The organism is Bradyrhizobium monzae, from assembly GCF_021458635.1.
In the GTDB taxonomy this organism is placed as follows: Bacteria; Pseudomonadota; Alphaproteobacteria; order Rhizobiales; family Xanthobacteraceae; genus Bradyrhizobium.
This window is the reverse complement of record NZ_JAIRDQ010000002.1, coordinates 205863-230695: the sequence shown is the minus strand read 5'-3', so window position 1 is coordinate 230695 and position 24833 is coordinate 205863. Positions and strand designations below refer to the sequence as shown.

The 24833-nt window shown below is 62.8% G+C and carries 29 protein-coding genes and 1 tRNA gene; 25 read left to right on the top strand and 5 right to left on the bottom strand.

Annotated elements, in window-relative coordinates; translation table 11 throughout:
• Nucleotides 1-22 precede the first annotated feature (22 nt).
• The gene (locus K3F49_RS10295) at nt 23-751 is read left to right on the top strand and encodes a sulfite exporter TauE/SafE family protein (protein ID WP_234680816.1); all 729 of its coding nucleotides are present in this window, start codon (nt 23-25) and stop codon (nt 749-751) included.
• Here K3F49_RS10295 and K3F49_RS10290 read toward each other — a convergent pair.
• Nucleotides 748-3936, bottom strand: a complete 3189-nt coding sequence (locus K3F49_RS10290) for an efflux RND transporter permease subunit (protein WP_234680815.1) — start codon at nt 3934-3936, stop codon at nt 748-750. The genes K3F49_RS10295 and K3F49_RS10290 overlap by 4 nt on opposite strands.
• Before the next feature lie 177 nt (nt 3937-4113).
• Nucleotides 4114-5355: an efflux RND transporter periplasmic adaptor subunit gene (locus tag K3F49_RS10285; RefSeq protein ID WP_234680814.1), complete on the bottom strand. Its 1242-nt coding sequence runs from the start codon at nt 5353-5355 to the stop codon at nt 4114-4116.
• A 201-nt stretch (nt 5356-5556) separates the two neighbouring features.
• Between K3F49_RS10285 and K3F49_RS10280 the strand changes: the two genes are divergently transcribed.
• Nucleotides 5557-6162: a TetR/AcrR family transcriptional regulator gene (locus tag K3F49_RS10280; RefSeq protein WP_234680813.1), complete on the top strand. Its 606-nt coding sequence runs from the start codon at nt 5557-5559 to the stop codon at nt 6160-6162.
• 8 nt (nt 6163-6170) lie between these two features.
• Here K3F49_RS10280 and K3F49_RS10275 read toward each other — a convergent pair whose 3' ends face one another.
• Nucleotides 6171-6329 carry a hypothetical protein gene (locus K3F49_RS10275; RefSeq protein ID WP_234681444.1) on the bottom strand — a complete coding sequence of 53 codons (159 nt, stop codon included), beginning with the start codon at nt 6327-6329 and terminating at the stop codon, nt 6171-6173.
• An 84-nt stretch (nt 6330-6413) separates the two neighbouring features.
• Between K3F49_RS10275 and rnz the strand changes: the two genes are divergently transcribed.
• Nucleotides 6414-7319, top strand: a complete 906-nt coding sequence (rnz, locus tag K3F49_RS10270; protein WP_234680812.1) for a ribonuclease Z — start codon at nt 6414-6416, stop codon at nt 7317-7319.
• Between the two features lie 118 nt (nt 7320-7437).
• Complete coding sequence (locus K3F49_RS10265) at nt 7438-7641, top strand: hypothetical protein (protein ID WP_148771434.1); 204 nt, start codon at nt 7438-7440, stop codon at nt 7639-7641.
• Nucleotides 7642-7682: 41 nt separating this feature from the next.
• Here the strand turns inward: K3F49_RS10265 and K3F49_RS10260 are convergent, their stop codons facing one another.
• A complete protein-coding gene (locus K3F49_RS10260) occupies nt 7683-8150 on the bottom strand; it encodes an IclR family transcriptional regulator (protein ID WP_234680811.1) in 468 nt (155 codons plus the stop codon).
• 127 nt (nt 8151-8277) lie between these two features.
• Here K3F49_RS10260 and K3F49_RS10255 point away from each other — a divergent pair, with 127 nt between their 5' ends.
• From K3F49_RS10255 to K3F49_RS10175, 16 genes are all read left to right on the top strand, one after another.
• A complete protein-coding gene (locus K3F49_RS10255; RefSeq protein WP_234681413.1) occupies nt 8278-9168 on the top strand; it encodes a dihydrodipicolinate synthase family protein in 891 nt (296 codons plus the stop codon).
• Between the two features lie 24 nt (nt 9169-9192).
• Nucleotides 9193-10299 carry a four-carbon acid sugar kinase family protein gene (locus tag K3F49_RS10250; protein ID WP_234680810.1) on the top strand — a complete coding sequence of 369 codons (1107 nt, stop codon included), beginning with the start codon at nt 9193-9195 and terminating at the stop codon, nt 10297-10299.
• A complete protein-coding gene (pdxA, locus tag K3F49_RS10245) occupies nt 10296-11333 on the top strand; it encodes a 4-hydroxythreonine-4-phosphate dehydrogenase PdxA (RefSeq protein ID WP_234680809.1) in 1038 nt (345 codons plus the stop codon). Before K3F49_RS10250 ends, pdxA begins: the two co-directional genes overlap by 4 nt.
• A gap of 13 nt (nt 11334-11346) precedes the next feature.
• Nucleotides 11347-11547: a hypothetical protein gene (locus K3F49_RS10240; RefSeq protein WP_234680808.1), complete on the top strand. Its 201-nt coding sequence runs from the start codon at nt 11347-11349 to the stop codon at nt 11545-11547.
• Between the two features lie 173 nt (nt 11548-11720).
• Nucleotides 11721-11794, top strand: a tRNA-Gln gene (locus K3F49_RS10235).
• A 232-nt stretch (nt 11795-12026) separates the two neighbouring features.
• Nucleotides 12027-13277 (top strand): phage portal protein, encoded by a 1251-nt coding sequence (locus tag K3F49_RS10230; protein ID WP_234680807.1) that lies wholly within the window; start codon nt 12027-12029, stop codon nt 13275-13277.
• The gene (locus K3F49_RS10225; RefSeq protein WP_234680806.1) at nt 13277-13948 is read left to right on the top strand and encodes a tail assembly protein; all 672 of its coding nucleotides are present in this window, start codon (nt 13277-13279) and stop codon (nt 13946-13948) included. The genes K3F49_RS10230 and K3F49_RS10225 overlap by 1 nt, the downstream gene beginning before the upstream one ends.
• 2 nt (nt 13949-13950) lie before the next feature.
• Complete coding sequence (locus K3F49_RS10220) at nt 13951-14271, top strand: gene transfer agent family protein (protein WP_234680805.1); 321 nt, start codon at nt 13951-13953, stop codon at nt 14269-14271.
• Nucleotides 14268-14681, top strand: a complete 414-nt coding sequence (locus K3F49_RS10215) for a hypothetical protein (RefSeq protein WP_234680804.1) — start codon at nt 14268-14270, stop codon at nt 14679-14681. Before K3F49_RS10220 ends, K3F49_RS10215 begins: the two co-directional genes overlap by 4 nt.
• The gene (locus K3F49_RS10210) at nt 14567-15178 is read left to right on the top strand and encodes an HK97 family phage prohead protease (RefSeq protein WP_346657310.1); all 612 of its coding nucleotides are present in this window, start codon (nt 14567-14569) and stop codon (nt 15176-15178) included. The genes K3F49_RS10215 and K3F49_RS10210 overlap by 115 nt, the downstream gene beginning before the upstream one ends.
• A 31-nt stretch (nt 15179-15209) precedes the next feature.
• On the top strand, nt 15210-16337 hold the full coding sequence (locus K3F49_RS10205) for a phage major capsid protein (protein ID WP_234680803.1): 1128 nt from the start codon (nt 15210-15212) through the stop codon (nt 16335-16337).
• A gap of 2 nt (nt 16338-16339) precedes the next feature.
• Nucleotides 16340-16888, top strand: coding sequence for a phage tail assembly chaperone (locus K3F49_RS10200; protein WP_234680802.1), 549 nt, complete (start codon nt 16340-16342; stop codon nt 16886-16888).
• Nucleotides 16889-17233: 345 nt separating this feature from the next.
• The gene (locus K3F49_RS10190; RefSeq protein WP_234680800.1) at nt 17234-17638 is read left to right on the top strand and encodes a hypothetical protein; all 405 of its coding nucleotides are present in this window, start codon (nt 17234-17236) and stop codon (nt 17636-17638) included.
• Nucleotides 17639-17655: 17 nt separating this feature from the next.
• On the top strand, nt 17656-17943 hold the full coding sequence (locus K3F49_RS10185) for a head-tail connector protein (RefSeq protein WP_234680799.1): 288 nt from the start codon (nt 17656-17658) through the stop codon (nt 17941-17943).
• 1 nt (nt 17944) lies between these two features.
• Nucleotides 17945-18367 (top strand): DUF3168 domain-containing protein, encoded by a 423-nt coding sequence (locus K3F49_RS10180; protein ID WP_234680798.1) that lies wholly within the window; start codon nt 17945-17947, stop codon nt 18365-18367.
• The gene (locus K3F49_RS10175) at nt 18364-18678 is read left to right on the top strand and encodes a phage head closure protein (protein ID WP_234680797.1); all 315 of its coding nucleotides are present in this window, start codon (nt 18364-18366) and stop codon (nt 18676-18678) included. The genes K3F49_RS10180 and K3F49_RS10175 overlap by 4 nt, the downstream gene beginning before the upstream one ends.
• 11 nt (nt 18679-18689) lie before the next feature.
• Here the strand turns inward: K3F49_RS10175 and K3F49_RS10170 are convergent, their stop codons facing one another.
• A complete protein-coding gene (locus tag K3F49_RS10170) occupies nt 18690-19427 on the bottom strand; it encodes a hypothetical protein (RefSeq protein WP_234680796.1) in 738 nt (245 codons plus the stop codon).
• A gap of 158 nt (nt 19428-19585) precedes the next feature.
• Between K3F49_RS10170 and K3F49_RS10165 the strand changes: the two genes are divergently transcribed.
• From K3F49_RS10165 to K3F49_RS10145, 5 genes are read left to right on the top strand one after another with little or no spacing between them, the layout of a single operon-like run.
• Nucleotides 19586-19852 carry a P27 family phage terminase small subunit gene (locus tag K3F49_RS10165; RefSeq protein ID WP_234680795.1) on the top strand — a complete coding sequence of 89 codons (267 nt, stop codon included), beginning with the start codon at nt 19586-19588 and terminating at the stop codon, nt 19850-19852.
• On the top strand, nt 19830-21458 hold the full coding sequence (locus K3F49_RS10160; RefSeq protein ID WP_234680794.1) for a terminase large subunit: 1629 nt from the start codon (nt 19830-19832) through the stop codon (nt 21456-21458). Before K3F49_RS10165 ends, K3F49_RS10160 begins: the two co-directional genes overlap by 23 nt.
• A 3-nt stretch (nt 21459-21461) precedes the next feature.
• Nucleotides 21462-21854, top strand: a complete 393-nt coding sequence (locus K3F49_RS10155; protein ID WP_234680793.1) for an HK97-gp10 family putative phage morphogenesis protein — start codon at nt 21462-21464, stop codon at nt 21852-21854.
• Nucleotides 21851-22192: a GTA-gp10 family protein gene (locus tag K3F49_RS10150; RefSeq protein ID WP_234680792.1), complete on the top strand. Its 342-nt coding sequence runs from the start codon at nt 21851-21853 to the stop codon at nt 22190-22192. Before K3F49_RS10155 ends, K3F49_RS10150 begins: the two co-directional genes overlap by 4 nt.
• Entirely contained in the window at nt 22176-24401 is a 2226-nt protein-coding gene (locus tag K3F49_RS10145; RefSeq protein ID WP_234680791.1) for a phage tail tape measure protein, read from the top strand. The genes K3F49_RS10150 and K3F49_RS10145 overlap by 17 nt, the downstream gene beginning before the upstream one ends.
• Nucleotides 24402-24833: the final 432 nt, after the last annotated feature.

Genomic DNA, 24833 nt, shown 5'->3' with positions numbered 1-24833 from the left:
ATGATTGAGTAGAGGGAAAACTGTGCCTGACATCACGACACTGCTGCTTCTCAGCGCCGCCGTATTCGCCGGGGCCTTCGTCTCGGGGCTCTCGGGCTTCGCATTTTCCGCCGTGGCGGGTGCGATCCTGCTGCGCGTGTTCCAGCCGCTGGAGGCCGTGCCGCTGATGATGGCGTGCAGCATCGGCGTGCAGGCGACCAATCTGTGGGCGCTCCGGCGCAGCATCCGCTGGGAGGGAAGCCTGTTCCTGATCATCGGTGGTTTGATCGGCGTTCCCATTGCAGTCTCGCTGTTGCAGAGCACGGACACGCATCTGCTTCGGCGCGGCTTTGGTGTCGTCGTTGCGCTCTATGCCGCCTATATGCTGCTGCGGCCGACGCTGGTGACTGCCGGTGAGGCCGTCGGCCGTCACTGGGTTGCGCTGATCGGATTCGGAGGAGGGCTCGTCGGCGGGCTCACCGCCATGCCCGGCGCGATTCCGACGATCTGGTGCGACATGCGCGGCATGCCCAAGAGCGAGCAGCGCGGCCTCGTGCAGCCATTCATTGCCGCGATGCAGGTCTTTGCGATTGCCCTGCTGCTCGGACATCAGGATCTGTCGCCAAGGGTCTTTGTCGACCTTGCGGTCAGCCTGCCGGCGCTGTTCGCGGGATCGGCGCTCGGTGTGATCGCCTTTCACCGGGTCAACGAGACGGTCTTTCGCAAGACCGTGCTCGTTCTGTTGCTGCTATCGGGGCTCTCGCTGTACTAGTGCCCGGCCCCCTGAACCGGTGCTGCGCTGACGTCGCTGCCGTGATGCACCAGGGGCTTCATGCCGGTGACGGTCCGCAGCAGCACATAGAACACCGGCGTCAGGAACAGGCCGAACACGGTGACGCCGATCATGCCGGAGAACACGGCGACGCCCATGGCCCGCCGCATCTCCGAGCCGGCGCCAGTCGAGAGCACCAGAGGCAGCACGCCCATGATGAAGGCCATCGACGTCATCAGGATCGGGCGTAGCCGCAGCCGGCTCGCCTCGATCGCGGCCCGGATCGGCGTGCGACCGGCGAATTCGAGCTCGCGCGCGAATTCGACGATCAGGATCGCATTCTTGGCGGAGAGGCCGACGAGCACGATCAGGCCGATCTGGGTGAAGACGTTATTGTCGCCCTTGGAGATCCAGACGCCGAACATCGCCGCCAGCAGACCCATCGGCACGATCATGATGATCGAGAGCGGCAAGGTCAGGCTCTCGTAAAGCGCCGCCAGCACCAGGAACACCAGCAGGATCGCCAGCGGGAACACCCAGAGGCCGGAATTGCCGGCGATGAACTCCTGGTAGGTCAGGTCGGTCCATTCGAAAGCAAAGCCCGGCGGCAACGTCTCCGCCGCGATCCGCGTCGCGACCTCCTGCGCCTGGCCCGAGGAAAAGCCGGGGGCAGCGGCCGCGTTGATGTCGGATGACAGGAAACCGTTGTAGCGAATTGCCCGCTCAGGCCCCGCGCTTTGGCGGATCGTCAGCAGCGCCGACAACGGCACCATGTCGCCCGAGGACGAACGCACCTTCAACTGCCGGATGTCGTCGGCACGCGCGCGGAACGGCGCGTCGGCCTGGACATAGACGGAGTAGGTGCGGCCAAACTTGTTGAAGTCGTTGACGTAGTAGGAGCCCAGGTAGATCTGGAGCGTGTTGAACACCTCGGTCACGGGCACGCCGAGCTGCAGCGCCTTGGTGCGATCGATATCGGCGAACAGCTGGGGCACGTTGACCTGGAAGCTCGAGAACACGCCGGCAATCTCCGGTGCCTTCTGCATGGCCGCCATGAAGGCCTTGGTCGCGTCGTTCAGCGCCTCGTAGCCGAGACCGGCACGGTCCTCGATCTGCAGCTTGAAGCCGCCGATAGTGCCGAGACCGTTGACCGGTGGTGGCGGGAACATGGCGATGAAGGCTTCCTGGATGCCCGCGTATTTCTTGTTGAGATCGGCCGCGATGGCATTGCCGCTCAGTGCCGGGCCCTTGCGCTCGTCAAAAGGCTTTAGCGTCGAGAACACGATGCCGGCGTTGGACGAGTTGGTGAAACCCGAGATCGACAGGCCGGGGAAGGCGACCGAGCTTTCGACGCCAGGCTGGGTCAGCGCGACGTCGCTCATCTTGCGGATCACCTCTTCGGTACGGTCGAGGGTGGCCCCGTCGGGCAGCCGCGAGAAGCCGACCAGATATTGCTTGTCCTGGCCCGGCACGAAGCCGCTCGGTACCTGCTGGAACAGTAAGGCGGTGATGCCGACCAGCACCACATAGAGGCCCATCACCGCGGCCTTGCCCGAGATCACCTTGGTGACAGTGCCGCTGTAGTTCTCCGAGGAGCGCGTAAACGCCTTGTTGAAGCCGCGGAAGAACCAGCCGAGCGCCTTTTCGAGGATCAGCGTCAGCCGGTCCTTCGGCTCGTTGTGGCCCTTGAGCAGCAGGGCCGACAGGGCCGGTGACAGCGTCAGCGAGTTGACGGCCGAGATCACGGTCGAAATCGCGATCGTCAGCGCGAACTGCTTGTAGAATTGCCCGGTGAGCCCGGAGATGAAGGCCAGCGGCACGAACACCGCGATCAGCACCATCGCGATCGCGATGATCGGGCCGGAGACTTCGCGCATGGCCTGATAGGTGGCATCGCGCGGCGACAGCCCGCCCTCGATGTTGCGCTCGACGTTCTCGACCACGACGATGGCGTCGTCAACGACGATGCCGATCGCGAGCACCAGGCCGAACAGGCTGAGCGCGTTGATGGAGAAGCCGAACACGTGCATGACCGCAAACGTGCCGACGATCGAGACCGGCACCGCGAGCAGCGGGATGATCGAGGCGCGCCAGGTCTGCAGGAACAGGATCACGACCAGCACGACCAGCGCGATCGCCTCCAGTAGCGTGTGGATCACCGCCTCGATCGAGGAGCGCACGAACTGAGTGGGGTCGTAGACGATCTGGTAGGACACGCCCTCCGGCATGTTCTTCTTGATTTCGGCCATGGTGGCGCGGACGTGATCGGAAATCTCCAGCGCGTTCGACCCCGGCGCCTGGAAGATCGGGATTGCAACCGCCTGCTTGTTGTCGAGCAGCGAACGCAGGCCGTATTCCGAAGCGCCCAATTCGATGCGGGCGACGTCGCGCAAGCGCACGACTTCGCCACGCGTGCCGGTCTTGACCACGATGTCGCCGAATTGTTCTTCGTTGGCGAGCCGCCCCTCCGCATTGACGGAGAGCTGCAGGTCGATGCCCTTGACGTTGGGGGAGGAGCCGACCACGCCGGCGGCGGCCTCGACGTTCTGCGCCTGGATCGCCTTGACGATGTCGCTCGCGGTCAGGCCGTGCTCGGCCGCCTTCTGCGGATCGACCCAGACTCGCATCGAATAATCGCCGGCGCCATAGAGCTGGACGTCGCCGACACCGTCGATTCGCGCCAGACGGTCCTTGACGTTGAGGACCGCGTAGTTGCGCAAATACGTCATGTCGTAGCGGTTGTTCGGCGACAACAGATGCACGACCATGGTGAGGTCGGGCGACGACTTCTTGGTGATGATGCCGAGCTGGCGCACCACGGCCGGCAGGCGTGGTTCGGCCTGCTGTACGCGGTTCTGCACCAGCTGCGTCGCCTTGTCGGGATCGGTGCCGAGCCGGAACGTCACCGTCAGCGTCATCGCGCCGTCGGTGGTGGCCTGGCTCGACATGTACAGCATGCCTTCGACGCCGTTGATCTGCTCCTCGATCGGCGTTGCCACCGTTTCCGCGATCACCTTGGGATTGGCGCCGGGATAGGTCGCGCGCACCAGCACCGATGGCGGCACGACGTCCGGATATTCCGAGATCGGCATCGCGAACAACGAGATCAGGCCTGCGAGGAAAATCAGGACCGACAGCACGCCGGCGAAAATCGGACGATCAATGAAGAACTTCGAGAGATTCATGGCTTTGCCCCTGCGCGAGAGACAGCTCTCCCGTACTCCGGGACGCGGGCGAACACCCACGAAGGCCGGAATCGAGATGCGATGTCTTGGTCGTTATGACGTCGTCATTCCGGGCGCGCGGCTCCGCCTACGCTCTTGGAGCTTCGGCGCGACACGCCGCGCGTCCCGGACATGTAACTAGCGTTGCACCACGTCCTGGTTGCTGTGGTTGGAGGCCTGCTGCCCGCGCGCACCCATCGCTGCCACCTCGGTCTTGAGGAGAGCGCCGGGACGCACGCGCTGCAGGCCGTTGACGACGATGCGATCACCGGTTTTCAGGCCCGCTGTCACGATGCGCAGTCCGTCGACCGAGCCGCCGAGCGTGATCGGCCGGTAGACGGCACGGCTGTCGTCGCCGACTGCCATCACGAACTTCTTGTCCTGGTCGGTGCCGATCGCACGCTCGTCGATCATCACCAGCGTCTGCTGCTTCGGCTGGCCCATGCGCACGCGGGCGAACTGGCCGGGGATGAGACGCCCGTCCTCATTCTGGAAAACCGCGCGGACACGGATGGTGCCGCTCTGTCCATTGACCTGGTTGTCGATGAGCTGGATGTGGCCCTTGGCCGAGAGGCCGCCGGAAGTCGCCATCTCCACGGGGATCTGATCGAGATTGCCACGCTTGCCTGAGGCATCCGCGATCGAGTTCAACGCGCGCAGCACGACCTCTTCATCCGCATCGAACGAGGCGTAGATCGGATTGACCGAGACCAGCGATGTCAGGACCGGCGAGGCGGTGCCGGCGGCGACGAGGTTACCGACAGTAATCTCGAACTTGCCGACGCGGCCGTCCACGGGCGCACGCACCTCGGTGTAGTCGAGATTGAGCTTTGCGGTCTGGAGCGTCGCTTCCGCCGCCTTCACGTTGGCAATGGCCTCGCGATTGGCGTTGTCGCGCTGGTCGTAGTCACGCCGCGTGACGACGGCATTGCCGACAAGCTGCGCCCCGCGTTCGAGCTCGCTCTGGGTGAACACCACGCGCGCCTTCGCAGCCTCGAGCTGTGCGTTGGCTTTGTCGACCTCGGCCTCGTAAGGCGCCGGATCGATCTTGAACAGGACATCACCGGCCTTCACCAGTGCGCCTTCGGTAAAATTGGTCGACAGGATCGCGCCTGCCACGCGCGGGCGAAGCTCGACGCGGTTGATGGCCTCGAGCCGGCCCGAGAAATCGTCCCACAGCACGGTCTGCTTTGGCTCGATCATCGCGACCGTCACGGAGACGGCTTGCTCAGCCGCGGCCGCCGTTGCGGTCGCTTGCGCGGCACGGAAATAGTGGCCGGTCGCGATCGAGCCAGTTACGGCGAGGGCGCCCACAACAGCAACACCGCCGAGAAGGCGACGGATACGGCCGGGACGAGAGGGATTTTGGGACGGGGGCATTTGCGCGCTCCAGAAATGTAGTGTTCACTACAGATGTGGAGCTGGATATCGCAGCGCAAGATACTTATGTACCGTTCGCTAAGAAAATTGTAGCCGCTTACCGCAAGAATGGGAAGGCGGAATAGAAAAGAAAGACAGAACAAATAGATAGGATCAGGCGTTAGTCCGAGGGGCGACGCTGATTCCTGAGGAGACAGGCATATGGGCATGGGACGCCCCCGCGAATTCGACGCCGAAGTGGCGTTGGATCAGGCGATGGAAGTGTTTTGGCGCCATGGCTATGAGGGCGCCACAATTGCCCAGCTCACCGAGGCCATGGGTATCAACCCGCCGAGCCTCTATGCCTGCTTCGGCAACAAGGAAGGCCTGCTCAAGGCCGCGCTCGATCGCTACAGTAAATTGCGCGGCGCCTGGATGGACGTGGTGGTCGCCGCACCGACCGCCCGCGATGTCGCCGAGCGGATGCTGATCGGCATCGCCGAAAAGCAGACCGATCCGGCCAATCCGCCCGGCTGCCTGCTCGTCCAAGGCGGTATCGCCTGCGGCACCGGCTCCGAGAATGTCCCCTTCGAGCTCGCCGCCCGCCGCGCGCAAAACGAAGACCAGCTGCGCGACCGTTTTGTGCGCGCCAAGGCCGACGGTGATCTCAAGCCGACGTCGGATCCTGCGGCCCTCGCGCGTTATGTGTCGGCCGTCTCGGTCGGCATGGGCGTGATGGCATCTTCCGGCTCCGACCGCGAAGCACTGCGGCAAGTCGCGACCGTGGCGGTGCAGGCGGTCGAGGCGCAGTCGGCCGATCGAACGTAACAGCTCGGTTAGCTCGCGGACTGATTTGCAGACAGCACCGGCGGCAGCACAAAGCCGCCGAATTCGCGTTCGATCAGCCCGGCCAGCGCAATCGTCGTGCGGTCCTCCAGATACGGCCCGATGATCTGGACGCCGATGGGCTGAGGAGGCGGCGCGACGGGAACCATATCTGCCTGCGTGTGGGGGCGCGGGCGGTCCGCGCTCGGCTATAAGGGCGGATCAGCCCTTTCGACCTTGCACAAGAGTCAACAATGTTCGCCCTGACATTTCTTGGGACCTCGGCCAGCGTTCCATCCGCAGAGCGCAACCATCCCGCGCTTCTTCTGGAGGTCGCGGGCCAGCGCATGCTGATCGATTGCGGCGAGGGCACGCAGCGCCAGCTGCTGCGAAGCGGCGCCGGCTTTCGGCGGCTCGATCGCATTCTTCTGACGCACGGGCATCTCGACCACGTGCTCGGCATCCCCGGCCTGTTCTCGACATTGGGGCTGCGGCAGACCTCCGATGTCATGACGATCCATGGCGGGCCACGCACGCTCGATATCGTCATCCGCATGCTTACGGGCCTGTGGGGCGAGGGGCGGGCGCCGATTGCGGTGCAATTCGCCCCCCTTTCTGAAGAGCAGGTCGCCGACGCCGGCGACTTCGTCGTCGGCTGTTTTCCGGTCCGTCATCGTGACACCGACAGCTTTGGCTTCTCGTTCCAAAGCCCCGCGCGCCGCCATCTCTTGTCCGATCGTCTCTCTGCCCTCGGTGTGCCCGATGGTCCCATGCGCGGCGAGCTTGCCGCAGGTCGGCCGGTCACGATTGACGGTGGCCGGACGATCGATCCGGAGGATGTCCTGGGTCCGCCGAGCGGGGCCAAGAAGCTGGTCGTGATCGGCGACACCGAGACCACCGATGGGTTATCGAAACATGTTGCGGATGCGGACCTGCTGGTGATCGAGGCGACGTTCCTGGATCGGGATGCGCCGACCGCGCGGGATTACGGTCATCTCACCGCGGCCGAGGCGGCTCAGTTCGCGGCCACGAATAACGTCCGGCAGCTCGTGCTGACCCATCTGTCGGGTCGCTATGAGGAGGGAGAGATCCTGGCCGAGGCGGCAAAGATCTTTCCGGACGTCCGGATCGCCGCAGACTTCGATCGCATCACTGTTTAGGCAGTGCGTTGCACGGCCATTAATCTTATCTGTCAAGGTTTACGCGACTTCATTCCCGCAGCCGCGCGCCGGCGCGATATTTTCGCGAGATTAGAAATCAGATTGTATCGAGAGTATCATGTCGCGTTCCGTTGAATTGATCGTTGAGGGTTATGTGCGGCTGAACGATCGCGATGCCCTGGAAGATATTTTGGCGCATCGCCAGGACCTGCTGCGGCAGCTGGTGGCCGTGACCGGCGTCGACCCGCAGCACTCCATCGCGCAGGTGAGCGAGGAAATCACCATTATCGAAGCCGGACTTGCGACACTCGTCCCGGAATAGCCGTCTTGGGAGATCGCGCTTCCGCCAACGGCGCGCTCAGCTCAACAGGCCCGACTTGATCGTGAGCCGGTCAGCCGCATCAGCTTCGGCAGCGCCTGATCGCGAAAGGTCGGCATGCCCATGCGCATCGCATCCACGGTGACGCTCAGTCCGGCGATCACACAACCTTGCGCGTCCAGGATCGGCATCGCCAGTGTGCGCAGGCCGTAGGCGTTCTCGCCGCCGGAGACGGCGTGGCCCTTCTTCTTCACCTGATCGAGCCGGGCGAGCAGGGCGTCGAGACCGGTCAGCGTGCGCTCAGACAGCTTGACGCGGGGCCGTGATTCCAGCCGCTCGATCTGCTCGTTGCGCGCAAGATGCGCCAGCATGGCATGGCCGAGTGCGGCGCTGTAGGCGGGGATGCGCGTGCCGGGCCGGCGATCCATCTTGTAGCGGTCGAGGCCCGCGCTGGCGCGCGCGAGATAGAACACATCGCCGCCATCGAGGATGCCGAGCGACCTTGACGCCACGGCAGCCCGATCCTACCAACGGATCAGGTTGGAACAAATGTTCGCATTCCGAACAACATCGATCGGTTAATCGGAGGAAGCTTTGTCGACATCATCGCTACACCCCCAGTCCTTGCACCCACATGGCGTGTTCTCCGCCGCGTTGACGCCGCTCGACGGCGAGCTTGCCCCGGATCATGCGCGCTTTGTCGCGCATTGCCGCTATTTGCTGAATGAAGGCTGTGATGCCATTGCGATGCTTGGCACGACGGGGGAGGCGAACTCATTCTCGGTCTCCGAGCGTACCGCGCTGCTGGAGGCCGTGATCGCCGGAGGCATCAAGCCGAACCAATTGCTGCCGGGCACCGGCGTCGCCGCGTTCACCGACACCATCGCGTTGACGCGCCATGCGCTGTCGGTTGGCGTCGATACCGTGGTGATGCTGCCGCCGTTCTACTACAAGAATGTCAGCGACGACGGCGTCTATGCCGCCTATAGCGAGATCATCCAGCGCATCGGCGACAAGCGCCTCAAGATCGTGCTCTATCATATCCCGCAAATGTCGATGCAGCCGATCTCGCACGCGCTGATCGAGCGGTTGCGCGCGGCCTATCCGTCGACCATCGTCGGCATCAAGGATTCCTCGGGCGACTTCGCCAACATGACCGCGATGGTCGAGCGGTTCCCGGGCTTTTCGGTGCTGACCGGCGCCGACCCGCTGCTGCTGCCGCTGCTGCGCAAGGGCGGCGCGGGCTGCATCACCGCGACTTCGAACCTCGTCGCGCGCGATCTCGCCTATGTCTTCAAGCATTTCCGGGACAGCGACGACGACGCAAACCTCGCAGCTGCGCAGGCGCGCATCGTCAAGGCGCGCGAACTGGTGTCGCGCTTCGCGCAGATGCCCTCCCTGAAGGCGCTGATGGCCGAGCGCACCGGTCATGCCGAGTGGCAGCGCCTGCGGCCGCCGCTGGAGACCTTGCCGGCTGCTCAATTGAAAGAGCTGCTCGCGAATGCGGCGGCATTCGCGAAAGCCGCTTAGGGCTGAAGCGGGAGCCGCATCACGATGACGCGCGTTCGCCTGCTTGCTGACGATCTTACCGGTGCACTCGACACCGCGGCGGAGTTTGTCGGCCTGTGCGGACCGTTCGACGTCATCTGGGCGGACACGCCCGCGGGGTCAGGCTTCCCAAGTCTGGCGATCGACAGCGGCACCCGCGAGCGTTCAAAGGCCGAAAGCGTCGCGATCGCCGGGCGGCTGGCGCCGCTGCTGTGCGATGGGACGATCGCCTACAAGAAGGTGGACAGCCTGCTACGTGGCGCTTGGGCGGCCGAGCTCGGCGCCTGCATGAGCACCGGCCACTGGGCGTCATGCGTGGTCGCGCCTGCCTTCGACTATCAGGGACGCCGCACCGTCGATGCCCAACAATATGCGCGCAACGTGGAAGGCGACTGGCATCGCGTCGGCGACAATCTGCTGGACCAGTTGAGACGGGATGGCGTCGAGGCGCAGCGCGGCAGCGCCGACACGCTGGCGCAAGGCGGCGTTCAGGTCTTCGATGCCGAGAGCGACCTCGATCTCGATCGCGTTGTCGAGATGGCGCGGCGGATGCCGGGGCCGGTGCTGTGGTGCGGCAGCGGCGGTTTGGCCGGCGCACTTGCGCGTGGCCACCGCGCAGATGCGCCTTCGAAATTGAAGCGCCCGGTGCTCGGCCTGTTTGGCTCGGACCAGGCCGCCACCGCCTCGCAGCTGGATGCGTGTGGCGACGCCACTCTTGCGCTCGCCGAGGGTGAGGGCAGCGCGGTCGTTCAACGCAAGCTGGCCGACGACGGCGTGGCGCTGGTGAAGTTCTCGCTTGCCGAAGGACTGTCGCGCACTGATGCCGCGCAACGGATCGCGCGCGAGCTGATGGCGCTGATCGCGGCGCTCGATCCGCCGGGAACCCTGATCGTTGCTGGCGGAGAGACGCTGAAGGCCGTATGCCTTGCACTCGGCGCGCACGCGCTGCAGGTGACGGGGCGTATCGTGCCGGGCCTGCCGCGCTCGACGCTGCAAGGCGGCCGCTGGGCCGGCGTCGATGTCATCTCGAAATCCGGAGCGTTCGGCGCGCGCGATCTCTGGCGCGATCTGCTTCGGGACAATCATTTGCTCAATCTGGGGAGTTCGACATGACCTCGCGTCATCTTGCCATCACCATGGGCGATCCCGCCGGGATCGGACCCGAGATCATCGTCAAGGCCTGCGTCGGATTGAAGGAGCGGATCGCGAGTGGCGATCTGCGCCTGCTGATCATCGGCAGCGGCGCTGCGCTGGACGGCGCGAAGGCCGCGCTCGGCAGCGACGTTGCGATCCCGCAAGTCAAGGCCGACGATCGCGAATGGCCCAACCTCTGCTACCTGCAAGCCGACGTCGAGGGCGACCCGATCAAGCCCGGCGTGCTCAGCGCCGACGGCGGCCGCTTTGCCTACAAGGCGATCGAGCAGGGCGTGCGACTGACGCAGGCCGGCCGAACCGGAGCCATCGTCACGGCGCCCCTGAACAAGGAAGCTCTCAACAAGGCCGGTTATCACTTTCCCGGGCACACCGAGATGCTGGCGCATCTCACTGGCGTGCGCGGCTCGGTGATGCTGCTTGCCCACGGCAACATGCGCGTCAGTCATGTCTCGACCCACGTCGCGCTGGAGGACGTGCCAAAACGCCTGACGCCCGAGCGGCTGCGCATGGTGATCGATCTCACCAACGATGCGCTGCTGCGGCTCGGCATCGCCAAGCCGAAGATCGCGATCGCGGCGCTCAACCCGCATGCGGGCGAGGGCGGTCTGTTCGGCCGGCAGGATATCGACGTCTCCGCGCCGACGATCGCGAAGGCGGTCGCCGACGGGCTCGACGTCGTCGGTCCCGTGCCCGGCGACACCATCTTCGTCAAGCTGCGCGCCGGCCAGTATGATGCCGCGGTCGCGATGTATCACGACCAGGGGCACATCCCCGTCAAGCTGCTTGGCTTCCAGGTCGATCCCGCCACCGGCCGCTGGCAGGAGCTCTCCGGCGTCAACATCACGCTGGGCCTGCCGATCACCCGCACCTCCGTCGATCACGGCACTGCCTTCGACATCGCCGGCAAGGGCATCGCCAACGAGCACAGCCTGATCGAGGCCATCGACTATGCCGAGCGGCTGTCCACAGGCAGCACCGCGTCCAAGTCCTGAGATCGAGTCCACGATGACCAACGACTTCACGCCCATCGAAATCCTCCGTCCCACCATCCTGGAGTTCGGCGTCGACCCTGATCTCACCATGACTGTGCCGAAGGAAATCACGGCCGCCACCGGCGTCGAGGAAACATCGATGAGATCGATGTGGCTTGGCGTTGCGTCGGCAATCCTGCCGGCGAACGCGCAGGATGAGAGTACGCCGAAGTAGGTGACGGTGATTGTGCCCTTCGCCGGCGCACCTTGATCCGTCCACCGCAACGCTTGCCAGCCCATAGCCGAGCAGGTAGAAGGCTTCACGCCTGAGCCGTGATTTGCGCCAAACGCGCTTCCGGCCACAGCCGGACAGATCAGTAAGATATTGAATTTGTTCGGCTATTCCGTTGGGGAATGGTGTAACGGTAGCACAACAGACTCTGACTCTGTTTGTCTAGGTTCGAATCCTAGTTCCCCAGCCATATCGATATTTCGTCAATGAAATCAGACACTTAGGCGGATATCGGTGACCTAAAAACGGTGCCACTCGTAACCGCTTTTCGGCACCGCAGAGCGTAACCGCGACTCACTTCCGCCACAATTGGCGCGCATCATATTCTTGCGTCATCGGATTAGTTTCCGAAACAAAATTGCACACAGAGAACCCGTTCTTCGCTCGCCTGACCAGCGGGCCAACGTCTCTTGTGTGCCCTTTTGTCGATCGCTTCCCGCTTCAAATCCCTTCTCGGTATCGAGACCAAGGCCAGCCTCGCTGAGCCCGACGACTTTCTGCTGTCCCTGTTCGGTGCCGCCCAGACCATCGCTGGCGCCTCCGTAACCCCGGCCAGCGCCATGTCGTGCGCGCCGGTTGCGTGCGCCGTCCGTTCGATCTCCGAGGCGGTCGGCCAGCTTCCCTTGCGCGTCTACAAGCGGCTGCCCGACGGCGGCAAAGAGCCCGCTACCGACCATCCCCTGTTCTCGCTTCTCGGTGATGCACCGAATGCTTGGACGCCGGCCTCGGTGTTCCGTTCCCAGGTCACCGCCGACGCGCTGTTGCAGCCCTACGGTGGGTTCGCCCAGATCGTGCGCGTGGACGGCAAGCCGTATGAACTGATCCGGCTCGACCCGCAGCTTTCCTCGATCGTCGTCGACTACTCGAATTTTGAGCCGGCCTACGCAATCAAAGCGGACGGCAAAAACCCCGCGCGCGAAATTCCCGCCGCCGACATCATCCACATTCACAGTCCGGCCTACCGCCCGACGCGCGGCCTGGTCGGCGAGGGTCGCGAAGCCATCGCTCTGTGCATGGTCCTGGAGCAACACGCCGCTCGACTCTTTGGTAACGGCGCCCGCCCGTCCGGTGTTTTGAGCTTGAAGGGCAACCTTACGGCCGACGCGCTCGGCAAGGCCAAAACCGCGTGGCAGGCCGCGCACAGCGGGACCAGCTCCGGCGGCACCGCAGTATTGCCAAGCGACGCCTCCTGGCAGGCGATGACATTTTCCAGCGTGGACGCCCAATTCCTGGAGCTACGCAAATTCGCAATCGCGGAGATCGCCCGCCTTTTCCGTGTGCCGCTGCACATGCTGATGGAAGCCGACCGCGCAATGCCGCGTAGCATCGAGGCGCTGGGCCAAGAATTCGTCACCATGACCTTGCTGCCCTGGCTGAAGCGCTGGGAGCAGGCTCTTGAGTTGAAGTTGCTCGCGAAAGAAGAGCGCGGCCAGTTCTGCATCGAGTTCAACCTCGACGCCTTCGCCCGCGCTGATCTGCTCGCTCGCGCGCAGGCCCTTTCCGTTGCCGTTGCGGCCCGGATCCTCAATCCGAATGAAGCGCGCTCGATTGGCTTTGGCCTGCCTGCTTATGAGGGCGGCGACACCTTTGAGAACCCCAATACGTCGTCCGCACATGCTGGCGGCGCCCTCAGCGCCAACGACAACACCGACAACAACAAAGAGGCCGCCTGATGCTTCGAACCATCCATCTGCACGGCCGGCTCGGCAAAGACTTCGGTTCGTCACATCGTTTCGACGTGATGACGGCCGGCGAGGCGCTGCGCGCGCTCAACTGCGCTTTCCCTGGTCGTTTCGTCAAAACGATTCAGCAAGGGTATTACAGGATCGTTCGCGGCGACAAGCGCTCCGGCATGCAGCTTGATCTCGATCTCGTCAATCAGTTCAATCTGGGCGCTGCGGACCTGCATATCTATCCGGTGATCCGAGGCGCGAAATCCAGCACCGCGAAGGGCACCACCAAGATCGTTCTCGGTGCGGCCCTGGTCGGCGGTGCAATCTTTCTGTCTGGCGGCATGCTGGCGACGCCCATCGGCGCGCTCAGTGGCGTTCCGCTGGTCGGCGGCATGAGTTACGGCACCGTGGCAGCGATCGGCCTGGGTCTCGCGCTGTCCGGCGCCTCAACGCTCCTCACAAAGCCCGCCAGTCCGTCACCGCAGGCCTCCAATGGCCTCACCGTAAACGGCGGCAACATCGGCAATTCAGGCAAGCAAGGCGACGCGGTCCCGCTGATCTACGGCGAGGTCATGGTCGGATCGACGCCAGTGGAAGCGTGGTCCGACGTGGAAGACATCAGCGTCTATGCCGACAGCGCCGGTTCAATCGAGACGGCTTTCGGGCAGTGACCATGACCTCATACACAACCTTTTTCGGCGACGGCGAGCACGCCTTCCATCTTACCAAGCCCCTGATTCAGGAGCTTGAAAAGCAGTGTGGTCCCATCGGCGCGCTCAGCAATCGACTTTTTGCGCGCAACTTCGCCCAGGCCGACATCAACGAAACCATTCGCCTTGCGCTGATCGGCGGCGGCACCGCCCCGAAACGCGCCTATGAGCTGATCGTCGCCTATGTCGACGGTCGGCCACTGATCGAAACCTACGAATTAGCCACGAAAATCATCGAGCGGACGCTCTTCGGCAACCCCAACGAAAAGGAAACATCTAAGTGAGCTTCGCCACCGGCACCCCCATCGCCGACAACAATCCTCTACCGATCATTGTGACCGGTGATGGCTCGCGCATCGACTACAATGCGCCAGCGACCATTCTGAGCGGCCAAAATCTTTCAGCGCCAATCGATCTGGCTAACCACGCGCTGGCGGGTATCGAGATGCCGAGCGCTTGGACCTCCGCCGTGATTACATTCCAAGTGAGCAGCGACGGTGTGACCTATCGCGACTTCTGGGACGAAAATGGCGAAGTCTCATTTCAGGCCGCAGCCAATCGCGCCATTCGCATTGCGTCATGGAGCTGGTTTGCCATTCGCTACCTGAAAATCCGCAGCGGCACTTCAGCGACGCCAGTCGCGCAAGCCGCCGATCGCGTCATCAATCTCTACAGCGCCTATCGGAACAACTGATGGACCGCCTAGAGATCAAAGCGACGCTGAGCGTGGACGCCGAAGGGACGATCGTCGGCACCGCTTGGCCGTTCAATGCCGGCCCGGACAGCGTCGGCGACACGATCACCAAGGGCGCCTTCAACGTCGCCGCCGACTTGCCGATGCTATTCTCGCACGATCCCTCTGACCTTGTCGGCAGTTGGTCCGAAGTTTCGGAGACCAATGACGGCCTGATCGTTAAAGGCGCGATCCATAAAGACCAGCCTCGCGCACGCTCCATTCTTTCAATGGTGAAGTCCGGTCTGGTCTCCGGTTTGTCGATCGGCTTCCGCACGCGCGAGGCAAAGCAGCAAGGCCGCAACCGCGTCATCAGCGCGCTCGACCTGGTCGAAGTCTCTCTTGTCCGCAATCCAGCGCACCCGAGGGCGCGCGTTACATCCGCCAAAAGCTACGACGAGGCGCAAGCCTTGGCCGCAATCATTCGACGCTTCACGGCGGCGTCATCCTCCAAGTGAACCCACCCCTCTGAAAGGCAAGTCCTCTACCATGAAGCATGTTTCTCCCCTCGAACTGAAAGACACCGGCGCCGGTAACGACGATCCGGCCGCGATCGTGACCAAGGCCCTTGAGGGCTTCCAGGGCTCGTTCGAAGATCGTATCAAGGCGATCGAGACCAAGTCGGCCGAACGCCTCGACCGCCTGGAAGCCAAGTTGAACCGGCAGGGCCACGGCGCTGTCACCGACGACATCGAACGAAAGTCTTTCGAGAGGTTCCTTCGCACCGGTCCCGACACCCTCAGCGAGATCGAAAAGAAGTCACTCGCCGCCGCCGGCAACACTGTGCTGACGCCGCCGGAATTCGGCGCCGAAGTTCTGAAGCTTCTCCGCCAGTTCTCGCCGATCCGCCAGTATGCGCGCGTCGTGACCGTCGGCGCCGCACAGGTTCAGTATCCGAGCCGCACCGGCAGCACGGCGGCCACCTGGGTCGCCGACACTGCCGACCGCACCCCGAGTGATCCGTCTTACGCAGGCGTGACCATCACGCCCTACGAAGCCGCGACCTACACGGACGTTAGCAATCAGCTCTTGGAAGATCAGGCCTATAATCTGGAAGGCGAGCTGGCCTCCGATACGGCGGAGTCGTTCGCTATTGCTGAAGGCACCGCCTTTGTGAAGGGCAACGGGACCACCCAGCCGGCCGGCCTGATGACCGCCAGCGGCATCGCCCAGGTCATCACCGGTGCCGCGGCCAACTTCCCGACCTCGACGCCGGCAGACGTGCTGATCGGCATGTTCCACGCCATCCCGACGCTCTGGGCTCAGCGCGGTGCATGGTTGATGAACCGCAACACGATCTCGGCCATCCGCCAGTTCAAAGACGGCATGGGCCGCTACCTCTTGATCGACGATCTCAACAACGGCGCCGCGCCGACGCTGCTCGGCCGTCCGATCGTCGAAGCCATCGATATGGACGATATCGGCGCGAACAAGTTCCCGATCTTGTTCGGTGACCTGTCCGGCTACCGCATTGTCGATCGCATCTCGTTCCAGGTGCTTCGTGACCCTTACAGCATGGCGACCAAGGGCCAGACCCGCTTCCACTCGCGCAAGCGCGTGGGCGGCTCGATCACCAACCCTGACCGGTTCGTGAAGCTCAAGGTCTCGGCGACCTAATTATGAACATGCAGCACGCAACATTTGCCCTCCAGGTCGGAAGCAAGGTCATCACCTTGCGTCCAACGTTGCGTGCTGCATTCCACCTCCATCAGAAGTATAGTTTCCAGGGGCTCTATCAGGCCATCCTAGACGGCGACTACACCGCCAGCATGGATCTGATCACGGCAACATGCGCAGACGTGCCGCCGGCCTCGATTCGCAGCATCCTTGACGCGCGCGATCAGCTTCTCGAATTCATCCTGATCCTGCGCGGCGGCGATACTTCAAACGACAAGCCGCAGTCGGGCGAGTTCATCTCTTTCGAAGAGCATGTCACCTATCTTTACAAGATCGGTGCCGGCCAATTGGGCTGGGCGCCGGACGTTGTGTGGGATGCGACGCCGGCCGAAATCCTCGCTGCGCGCGAAGGCCGTATGGAGTTGCTGAAGGATATTCTCGCGGCTGTTTTCGGCAGCAAGGAACAGTCCGCCGACGCTAGCAATGTATCCGGCATCAAGGATGACCTCAACGCCATCGGCGATCTCACCAACCACGTGAGGCCGCGCTAATGCCCTACAAATGTGGTCGTGTCTGCGCTTGCGGTCGGATCGTCACCGGCGATGCTCGCTGTGTCTGCCAAAGCCAGCGCCGCAAGGAAGACGACAAGCGCAGGCTGAACGCCAACGATCGCGGCTATGACAGCAAGTGGCGCCGCGAGAGCAAAGCTTTCTTGGCGCTGCCAGAGAACCGCTTCTGTGCATGCGGCTGTGGCCGGCACGCCGACTGCGTCGATCACAAGATACCCCATCGCGGCGACAAGAAGCTCTTCTGGTCGCGCTCCAATTGGCAGCCGCTTGCAAGCTCGCCCTGCCATGCCAGCCGCAAACAATCCCTCGAAAGGTCAATTTAGTCCCATGCGCCCGATCCAATTCAATGGTGTATCTCGCCCGCTCGCTGATTGGGCACGTCTTGCCGGTATCAGCTCGGACACTCTCACCAAGCGGCTCGATGCGGGCTGGTCGGTGGAAGATGCACTGACCAAGCCGGTAGGCAAGCAGGGCCGCAAGGCCATGTCGCTACCTTCATCGTCGCTCGTCCATGCCTTGCCCGCTCTTCGCGACTGGCAGCGCGACATGCATGCAGCACATCGGCGGATGACGCGCCTCGCTCGTTCTCTCATCCGCCAGATGGACGAACAGATGGCTGAGCTACGCCACAGCCTGGACCAGCACATGGCCGCGAATACCCCGGGGGTGGGTCAACACCTCTCAGAAAACGCGAACGACCGGTCCATTCCCTCGATGCAAGACAGAGTCTAATTGGAGTTTTTTCGACCATGCCCGGGATCACCCTCGACCAAGCCAAGGCCCATCTAAACGTCACGATCGATGCCGACGATACCCTGCTTACCGACAAGCTGGCGGCGGCGAAGGCCTGGATTGGCGCCTATACGGCCTCTGATCCCGACGTAAATGGCACGCCGGCGCCGGTGAATGAGGCCGTGCTGCAATTGACCGCGCACCTTTACGAAAACCGCGAAGCCAGCCTTGTCGGGCTGACGGCCAGCGCTCTCCCCTTTGGCTTCCTCGATTTACTCGCGCCTTATCGCGCATTTGCGTTCTAAAATGACCGTTTCCGACCCCTCCCTGGACCTTCAGAAGGCCATTCGGCAACGTCTATTGGCGAGTGCTGAGCTGACTGCGCTGGTCGATCCCGGTGCCATCATCGACGCCAACGGCCGACCTGAGCGCATGCCTTGCGTCCAGATCGGCGAAGGACAGACCATTTTCCGGCGCTGGAATGCGACGACACACGCCACGCTGCACGTCTGGTTTCAAGAGCCGGGCTTGGTCCAATGCAAGCAGGCTGTTTCGGCGATCGTCGAGGCATTGCGCGTGGATGCCCAGGTCAGCGGCGTCCTGGTCCTGGATCACTTCACCTGCCACGACCTCATGGTGACCCAGACCCGGTTTATGCGCGACCCACACGGGTCCTATAGCCATGGCATCGTCACGGTCACCGGCATCATGACCGCGAGGGCAGCATGAGGGCCGGCAACCTCGACCGCGTCATTGAAATCCAGCGCCGCACCACCGGCCTAGACCTCTACGGCACACCCGTAGAGACCTGGACGCTGGTTGCGACCATGCGCGCCCAGCTCCTGAAGAACGCGACCGACAATCAGGAAGGCCAGCGCGGGGAGACCACCAATGCCTTGCTGACGTTCCGCACGCGCTTCCTGGACGGCGTTACGCTTGAGAACCGCGTCACGTATCAGGGGCAGCAATTCGAGATCATCGGCGTCAGCGAGATCGGCCGCCGCGTTGGCCTGGACCTCAATTGTCGGAGGGGCGGATGAACAGGCCTTTCTTAGAATACGCGATGCTCCAGGTCGGCCAGCATCGCAGACGTTCGGTCGGCGCTGACGTCGACGGCATCGTGCAGCAAGTGACCAAGGTCCTTCACATGCTTGCTCAGTTTCTGCCAGTGAACGGCGTTGCTTCTGAACGCAGCGATCCGTTGCGGATGAGCTGGGGGATTCAGACGATTGATGTTCATGATATTCGTCGCAGCATCCAATGCCGCATCCAAAAAAACGCGCTTCGTCTTCTGAACCGCTACCGTTCCCCAAATGATTCCGGCGCTAGCTCTGAGATCGTCGACAGCTTCTTCAAACCGGTCGATGCTCACAACAAGTTCACCCGTCTCCGGTATGAGCGAATTTGCCAACAAGTTCTTAAGGTGCGTGTCGATCATCACCACACCGGTGATGATTCGATGAATCAAGATGCGCTCATTGTTGAGGTCCAACGATCGTTTGCTCAACACTCCGAGACTGCCAACGTCGTTTTGCCGCGCCAACTCCAGAAGTTGGTCGTAAACAGGTCGGGCCGCGAACGTGGCGCCATAAATGGCCGCGCCCGCAGCAATGAGCGTCATCAGCCCCGCCCCAAAGTTGCCAGCGAAGCCGATCCAGTCGGCAGGCTTCCCTTCTTGAACAGCGGAAATCAATGGTCCCGCCCAGAAGGGAATCAGGAAGAGTGTAGCGGCCATTCCAGAGAAGAAAGCAACGATAGCAACAGTAAGCCTAACTCCAATTTCCTTCATTACGCCCAAAGTCCCTCATCAGCCCGATGTCTCACTCAGAGATTGTCACAGTGAGAGGCAGAAAGCCAGAGTTGGCGCCAAGCTCGCACGCTCTCGATGCCTCGACCCGGCCGCCGTCCTGGTTGAGCAAGCACGCGAAGGCCGAATGGCGCCGCGTCATGCCCGAGCTTGCCAAACGCCGCATCCTGACCATTGCGGACCTGGGCTCATTGGAGAGCTACTGCGTCGCCATGGGTAGGGTCCGTCAGTTGGAAGCGCTCTTGCGCACCGAGATCGACCTGAAGCTGCTCCGCGCCCAGGACAAGAGCATGATGACCGCTCGCCAGCTCGCCGCTGAGCTGGGGCTAACCCCGGTTTCGCGTTCGCGGCCGGCCGTGCGCGAGAATGACAACGAAGGCGACGATGACAATCCGCTCGCCCTCTAAGGACACCTATCCGCACTGGATTTTCGACGACTCGCCAATTCCCGACCCGTTCGGCTATGGCGAGCGAGCGGTCGAATTCCTCCGGCGGCTTAAGCATCCAAAATCGACGCTGCCCCGAAAGCAATTCCAACTTGATCCCTGGCAAGAGCGTATCGTCCGCGCGATCTATGGACCGCGCGACGACGCCGGCAACCGGATCATCTCGCGCGTCGTCATTCTCATCGCAAAAGGCAATCGCAAGACCAGCCTATCCGCGGCATTGGCGCTGCTTCACACGATCGGCCCCGAGCGCGTGGCCGGCGGCGAAGTGATCTTTGCTGCCAGCGATCGTAAGCAGGCGGGTATCGCATTCAAAGAGGCGCGCGGGATCATCAAGGCAGATCCGAAGCACCTTGTCCCGGCGACAAAAATCTATGACGCCTTCAACAGCGCCAAAAAGATCAGCTATCCCGACGACAGCACCGAGTTGGAAGTGATCTCGTCCGACGCGCCGTCCCAGGACGGGCGGACCCCTTCATTCGTGCTGGCAGACGAGATCCATGTCTGGCGGGGCACTGCGCTTTGGACTGTTCTCGCCAATGGCCTGGACAAGATCGACAATAGCTTGCTTGTCGTTGCGACGACGGCCGGTCGCGGACAGGACAACATCGCCTATGAGGTAATCGAGCGCGCCCGCAAGATCGCACGCGGCGATATCGTTGACCCGACGTGGCTGCCGGTGTTGCTCGAATCCCCATCAGATGTTGATTACACTAGCGAGGAAGCATGGCGCCGCGTGAACCCCGGCAGCGTCCATGGATATCCGTCGATCGCGGGCTTTCGGCGACACGTGGCAACGGCAAAGGACAGCCCGACCGAACGCAACAGCCTGTTGCAATACAAGCTCAATGTTTGGCTCGACCACTCGACCTCACCCTTTGTCGATATGGCGACTTATGACAAGGGCGCCCACCCGATCGACTATGAGGCGTTGCGCGGTGCGCCCTGCTGGGTTGGCGTCGATATGTCCAAGACCACCGACCTTTCGTCGGTCGTCGCGTGCTTCAAAGACGGCGAGACCTACACCGTGCTGTCGCACTTCTTTTGCCCCGAGGCCGATATCCGCAAGCGCGGCGACCTCGACGGCGTCGACTACGTGACCTGGGCTAAGCAAGGCTTCATTACAGCCACGCCCGGCAACGTCATCGATAACGCTGCGGTGGCGGACTACATCCGATCGCTCGCGGAGCGTTTCCAGGTCCAAGAGATCGGCTTTGACGTGGCCTATGCCCAGGCCGTGATAGCTCCGTTGACGCAGGAGGGTTTCCCAGTCGTCACCATCCCGCAGTATTGGAAGTTTCAATCGCCTGCGCTCAACACTCTTGAGGCAGCTATCATCAGCGGCAAATTCCAGCATGGCGGCCATCCGGTATTACGCTGGAACTTCGCCAACGTCGCCATCCGCACCGACGCAAACGACAACCGCACAATTCACAAGGACAAGAGCACCGATCGCGTTGACGGCGTCGCGGCGACCTGGATGGCCGTGTCGCGCGCCGCTGCCGGTGACACCAATCTTTCCCTTTACAGCAACCCCGCCGTGACGGCGGACCTGCTTTCGTGGTGACACATGGCTGATGATCTCGAAACCTACCTCACATCTCTGCCCGACAAGCTCACCGAGCAGCTATCGGACGTTCTCCGCGAACAAGCCTTCCGTCTTTCGGATTCCCAGCGCGAAGCATTGCGCGCGCTTGAGCAGTCGCCGGAGTCGGGCGCCTTGGAAGCGTCGTGCTCCGTCGCCCCCGGCGCCAACGATCTCGAATACATCGTGCAGGCCGGCGGCGACATGACAACCAAGGAAGTGCGAGAGGGCAGCGGAGAGCCATACGATTACGCCGAGGCGTTCGAATACGGGACCTCGCACCAAACCGCGCAGCCGTTCTTTTGGCCAACCTACCGTGCGCTCAAACCCGAGATCCAGGAAGCAATCAATGATGCAGTTAGTGAGGTTCTGAAGTGAGTGAAATCGACCCGTGCGCCCGAACGATCACCTGGGGCGAGGAAACCTATGGCTTGAACCTCAACCATCCCTGGGTTCGCCGCGTGCTGAGCTATCGCGGCATCAACAGCAAGCCGGCGGCATCGCTCTTGCTCGGTTTTGAGACCGGCGCCTATTCGATCGACGATATCGAACGCATTTTGGAGCTTGGTTTGGTCGGCTCCGGTATGCCGGAACGTGACGCCGACAAGCTTCTAGATCAGCACGTTCGGGGCAAGCCCGTCGCCGCCAATGCTGCCGCTGCCGCCGATCTCCTCATGGCCCTTTACGTAGGAAAGCCCGATGACGCCCGCGCTTAATATCCCCATCAAAGTCACCGGCCTCGATACCTTCAAGAGCCAGATGAACGAAACCTCCGTGCTCGCGGCGAATGCAGCGCGCGCGGTCACCGCGACTACCATCAAAATGTCGGCCGGCTTCCTGGCGTCCCAGGGCACGGCTGGCGCCGCAACGCTTGCGTTTGGGCGGCTGCTTACGGCCCTCCGGCCGATCGCCCTGGGCGTCACCGCCGTCGTCGATACGTTCGCTTTCCTAAAGAAGAGCGTTGAGCTTGCCGGCCAGCAGATCGAAGCGTTCAACGCGATCGCAGCGAAGGCCGGCTCGAGCGGCGTCGGAACTGACTTCTTTCAGCGCTTCACCAAGAGCGCGCCTAGTGCCGCGCTGTCCATCGATCAGGTCACCGAGGCGCTACAGCACTTCAATCAGGCGTCAACCGAACAGCTTGGCGGAAGCGAGCTCCAACAGCGGATCGACGCGCTCGTGAAGGCCGAAAACTTCGCCGGCAATGCCGGGGTTGGCCAGTTTGCGCGATCGACGAACACCGAGACCAGGCTTCGCGCGATCGTCGCGCTGATTGACCAGGCGATGCAGAAAGGCGAGCGGGTCGCCGCCCTCGACATTGCCGGCAAGGCTTTCGGCGAGCCCGTCGCCGCGGCGTTGCGCGCCGATAACGGCTATCTGGATCAGATGCTCCAGAAGGCCGACGCCATGTCCAAGGCTGAGATCGTCAGCCAAGACGACATCGGCCGGGCAATCCAGCTGCGCGACCGCATGGACGAAGCCCAGAAGATCCTCGCCGACAAATGGAAGCCGATCCAACAGGACATGGCCCAGCTCGGTATCAACTTCAAAGACAACTGGGTCTCGGTTGTCGAGACCTTCGCCGAATTGGTCGGGTTGGCGGACAAGCTTTACGGCCTGCTTAAGCAGATTCCCGACGCCTTCGCGGCCCTGGGTAGCTCGTCGATCTGGACCCGCATGACCGAGATGACCGGCGCGCTGGGTCTGAATTCCGACCCGGCTTCGCTCGGCATCGAGACTGGTCTCGATGCGCGGCGCCTTGATGGCGTGAACAGGTTGCGGGCGGGCATGATGAACCCGGCCAATCAGCAGCGCGCCATGCAAGAGGCGACGAACATTCAGTCGGGCGTTCGCCGCGATACGTCCAAGGCCCCAGGCGCACCGACGACCAACCAGGACGACAAGGTTGATACGGCGATCAACTCGCTGCGCCGGCATACCCAGCAAATGGAGGCCGACACTAAGGCGGTAGGCCTGGGTGAAGCGGCACTGGCCCGCTTCCGCGCGGAGGCTCAGGAAACGGCTGCCGTGCAGGCGAACGGCGGCAAAGAGACTGCCGACCAAGCGGCCAAGTTTAAGGAGCTACAGAGCCGCGCAAGCGATGCGGCGGATGCACTGGCAAAGGCCAAGGTTCAGTCCCAGATCGATTTCAGCCGCCAGACCGCGCTTATGTCGCCGGAGGACGTGCAAATCGCCCAGGAACTTCGCGGCATCTATGGGAACGACGTTCCGCGCGCGCTCGCTTCCACCGAGGCGGCGGCTATCCGGGTTAACAATGCCCTGAAGGGGCTCGGTGACTCGTTCTCCAGCAGCTTGAACGGCCCGCTCACCGATTTCGAGATGGGCACGAAGACCGCGACACAGTCGCTGCAATCCTTCGCGGCGAGCTTTGGACGCTCGCTGTTGCAGATGGCAAACCAGGCCTTGATCATTAAACCGCTGCTCAACGGCATCGGCGGCGTGTTCGGCCTGGGCTCGGGAGCGGCGCCGGCCATGTCGTCGGGCCTTGGGGCGGGCACCGGCGGCTTGAGCTTCCCGATGTTCGCCGACGGCGGCGAAGTGACCGGCCCAGGTGGCCCGCGCGATGACCGGGTTTTGGCGCGCTTGTCGCACGGTGAATTCGTGGTCAACGCGGCTGCGACCGCGCAGCACCGCGCGACCCTTGAGGCGATCAACAGCGACCGCATTCCCAGGTTCGCCGATGGCGGCTTGGTCGGCGGCGCTGGCGGCACGGCAGCGCCCATGATCGGACCGCAGCATGTTATCGCGCCGCAGATTGCCGTAACCGTCCAGGGCAGCCCCGGCCAATCGACACAGGATCATGAACGCATGGGCAAGACGGTCGCGGAGTCGGCCCGCCATCACATCATGACGCTGATCGCCCAGGAGCTAAGGACGCAGCGGCGTCCTGGAGGCATCCTCCGGTAAGAGAAAAGCCCCCGGTGGAGTTGCACACCGGAGGCTTTCCCTGATGAGACACACGGCGTCGGTGTCGAGATCATTATAGCAATCACACTGCCGGTCACGCGCTGTTTTTTCAACTCAGCCTCGAAGAAAAGTGCGCGTGATCCGAGTGCAGATCGCTATATGCGTAAGTTGATGAGACCCTGTTGCGCCCTGCGCAGCAGTATAGCGGCCCAATTGAACGGTGTGGCGGAACATGACGCCACCTATGAGCCAGCCGCAGGCGAACGGGATATCGGGCCAAGCGCTCCCCTGTGAAGAGCAGGACGCCTTGGCTAGGTTACACCGGACGATCTATGATCGTCGAACGCGCCAAAAAGATGAAGGCCCTGCCTTGCGGCATCCTTCTCCACCCCACTGTTGATGGACATCTGGCAGAGGGTTGGGCATCCGGCT

What these genes read in the sequence shown, in the direction of transcription:
- K3F49_RS10210 (WP_346657310.1), top strand. Translation starts at nt 14,567, where the DNA reads ATGGAGCTGGTTTGCCATTCGCTACCTGAAAATCCGCAGCGGCACTTC.
- K3F49_RS10145 (WP_234680791.1), top strand. Translation starts at nt 22,176, where the DNA reads ATGACGCCCGCGCTTAATATCCCCATCAAAGTCACCGGCCTCGATACC.
- K3F49_RS10175 (WP_234680797.1), top strand. Translation starts at nt 18,364, where the DNA reads ATGAGGGCCGGCAACCTCGACCGCGTCATTGAAATCCAGCGCCGCACC.
- K3F49_RS10275 (WP_234681444.1), bottom strand. Translation starts at nt 6,329, where the DNA reads ATGGTTCCCGTCGCGCCGCCTCCTCAGCCCATCGGCGTCCAGATCATC.
- K3F49_RS10280 (WP_234680813.1), top strand. Translation starts at nt 5,557, where the DNA reads ATGGGCATGGGACGCCCCCGCGAATTCGACGCCGAAGTGGCGTTGGAT.
- K3F49_RS10225 (WP_234680806.1), top strand. Translation starts at nt 13,277, where the DNA reads ATGCTTCGAACCATCCATCTGCACGGCCGGCTCGGCAAAGACTTCGGT.
- K3F49_RS10290 (WP_234680815.1), bottom strand. Translation starts at nt 3,936, where the DNA reads ATGAATCTCTCGAAGTTCTTCATTGATCGTCCGATTTTCGCCGGCGTG.
- rnz (WP_234680812.1), top strand. Translation starts at nt 6,414, where the DNA reads ATGTTCGCCCTGACATTTCTTGGGACCTCGGCCAGCGTTCCATCCGCA.
- K3F49_RS10165 (WP_234680795.1), top strand. Translation starts at nt 19,586, where the DNA reads ATGCCCGAGCTTGCCAAACGCCGCATCCTGACCATTGCGGACCTGGGC.
- K3F49_RS10190 (WP_234680800.1), top strand. Translation starts at nt 17,234, where the DNA reads ATGCGCCCGATCCAATTCAATGGTGTATCTCGCCCGCTCGCTGATTGG.
- K3F49_RS10285 (WP_234680814.1), bottom strand. Translation starts at nt 5,355, where the DNA reads ATGCCCCCGTCCCAAAATCCCTCTCGTCCCGGCCGTATCCGTCGCCTT.
- pdxA (WP_234680809.1), top strand. Translation starts at nt 10,296, where the DNA reads ATGACCTCGCGTCATCTTGCCATCACCATGGGCGATCCCGCCGGGATC.
- K3F49_RS10200 (WP_234680802.1), top strand. Translation starts at nt 16,340, where the DNA reads ATGAACATGCAGCACGCAACATTTGCCCTCCAGGTCGGAAGCAAGGTC.
- K3F49_RS10185 (WP_234680799.1), top strand. Translation starts at nt 17,656, where the DNA reads ATGCCCGGGATCACCCTCGACCAAGCCAAGGCCCATCTAAACGTCACG.
- K3F49_RS10180 (WP_234680798.1), top strand. Translation starts at nt 17,945, where the DNA reads ATGACCGTTTCCGACCCCTCCCTGGACCTTCAGAAGGCCATTCGGCAA.
- K3F49_RS10220 (WP_234680805.1), top strand. Translation starts at nt 13,951, where the DNA reads ATGACCTCATACACAACCTTTTTCGGCGACGGCGAGCACGCCTTCCAT.
- K3F49_RS10205 (WP_234680803.1), top strand. Translation starts at nt 15,210, where the DNA reads ATGAAGCATGTTTCTCCCCTCGAACTGAAAGACACCGGCGCCGGTAAC.
- K3F49_RS10265 (WP_148771434.1), top strand. Translation starts at nt 7,438, where the DNA reads ATGTCGCGTTCCGTTGAATTGATCGTTGAGGGTTATGTGCGGCTGAAC.
- K3F49_RS10155 (WP_234680793.1), top strand. Translation starts at nt 21,462, where the DNA reads ATGGCTGATGATCTCGAAACCTACCTCACATCTCTGCCCGACAAGCTC.
- K3F49_RS10160 (WP_234680794.1), top strand. Translation starts at nt 19,830, where the DNA reads ATGACAATCCGCTCGCCCTCTAAGGACACCTATCCGCACTGGATTTTC.
- K3F49_RS10250 (WP_234680810.1), top strand. Translation starts at nt 9,193, where the DNA reads ATGACGCGCGTTCGCCTGCTTGCTGACGATCTTACCGGTGCACTCGAC.
- K3F49_RS10170 (WP_234680796.1), bottom strand. Translation starts at nt 19,427, where the DNA reads ATGAAGGAAATTGGAGTTAGGCTTACTGTTGCTATCGTTGCTTTCTTC.
- K3F49_RS10240 (WP_234680808.1), top strand. Translation starts at nt 11,347, where the DNA reads ATGACCAACGACTTCACGCCCATCGAAATCCTCCGTCCCACCATCCTG.